Raw genomic sequence first — 1,611 nt, forward strand, 5'->3', positions numbered from 1 at the left:
GCGCTCGACCCGGATTCGCGCGATTCCGCTCGACCCGGCGACGATGATCGCCGGCAGCGTCGTCGTCGCCCCGGAAACGGCGAACAGCGCGGCCGAGTGCGCGGTGGCGGCGTTCCGCGACGAGGTTCCGCACCGTCCATAGAGGACGACGCCGGCGCCGAGGGGTGGGGGTGTCGCTCCCTCCCACGCCCGTCGAAGCGCTCATACCGTCGAGTTCATGAGCGCCGGCGAAGAGCTGTACTGGCCGCCAGCGCAACGAATCCGACCACGATCGCGATGACGAAGATCGTGCCGAACGACGACCACGTGGGCAGCGGCGTCCCTGGGACGACGTCGCTCGCCAGGACGCTGCCCGACACCTGCGCGCCCAGCGTCCCGCCGACCGAGCGCACGACGAGGAGGAAGCCGCTCGCACTCGCCACCCGCTGCGCGGGCACCGACGACGACACGATGTTCATCGCCTGGGTCAGCCCGACGCCGATGCCGAGCCCGGCCAGTCCCGAGGCGAGCGCGAGCATGCCGCCCTCGTGCCGGGCCAGGAAAAGGACAGCCGAAGATGCCACGAGTGGTACGCACGACAGCACCATGACCAGCTTGCTGCCCAGCAGGCGCTCCAGCCGCCCGGTCAACGCCGCCGAGACGGCACCGACCAGTCCGAGGGGCAGCAGCACGAAGCCCGCCGTGGTCGGCGTGCCCCCGAGCCCGTACCCGGCGGCCGGCGGCGCGGCCACGATCGTCGGAAGCGAGAGGAAGACCGCGTAGGTCGCCCAGCCGGCCGTGAACGCGACCACGCAGGTGACGATCACCGCCTTCCCGCCGACCCGGAGATCGACCAACGGCCGCGCGACCCGCCGTTCGACCACCGCGAACACGGCCACCAGCACCACCCCCGCGGGGGCGAGCCCGAGGAACCTCACCGACGACCATCCCCACACCGGCGCCTTGGTGAGGGCGATGAGCACCGCGAACAACCCGGCGCTCAGCAGCACCGCGCCCGCCCAGTCGATCGTGCCTTCGCCGGTGGCGGGCGAGGAGGGGATGACGGCCACGGCCACGATTCCGAGGAGTACCAGCGCCCCCAGCGGAAGCCAGTAGAGCCAGTGGTAGGACAGCACGGTCAGCAGCGGGCCGGCCAGCAGCACGCCGGCGACCGAGCCCAATGCCGACATGCCGACGATAATCCCGTTGCCGGTCCGGGCCTTCTCGGCGGATTGGGTATCCCGCAGGATGCCGATCGCCAGTGGGACGAACCCGAGCCCGGCGCCTTGGAGGACCTGGCCGACCGCGAGAACCCCGATCGAGGTGGCGACGGCGGCGATGAGCACGCCGGCCACCGCCACTGCCCACACACCGAAGAAAACCGCTTTCTTGTTGTGGATGTCGGCCAGCCGCCCTACGAGCGGCGTGCAGACCGCGCCGGACAGCAGCAGCCCGGTGAAGACCCAGGTGATCGACGCGGTCGAAGCTCCGACACCTTGCTGGATCAGGGGTAGCGCCGGGACGAGCATCGATTCCAGTACACTGTAGACGAGCACGACGGCACTCAGGACGGCCGCGAGCGATCCGGTTCTCTGTCCTTTTTCGACGGTGGGCGTGGATGTCGACATGCAC

Annotated in this window: 1 protein-coding gene; it reads right to left on the reverse strand. The window is 70.5% G+C overall.

What is annotated here, in order from left to right; genetic code table 11:
• Positions 1 to 215: 215 nt before the first annotated feature.
• The coding region (locus tag VG502_RS02565; protein WP_325548393.1) for an MFS transporter at positions 216 to 1,611 on the reverse strand (1,396 nt) is incomplete at its 5' end.

Source organism: Flexivirga sp., assembly GCF_035551235.1.
In the GTDB taxonomy this organism is placed as follows: domain Bacteria; phylum Actinomycetota; class Actinomycetes; order Actinomycetales; family Dermatophilaceae; genus Flexivirga.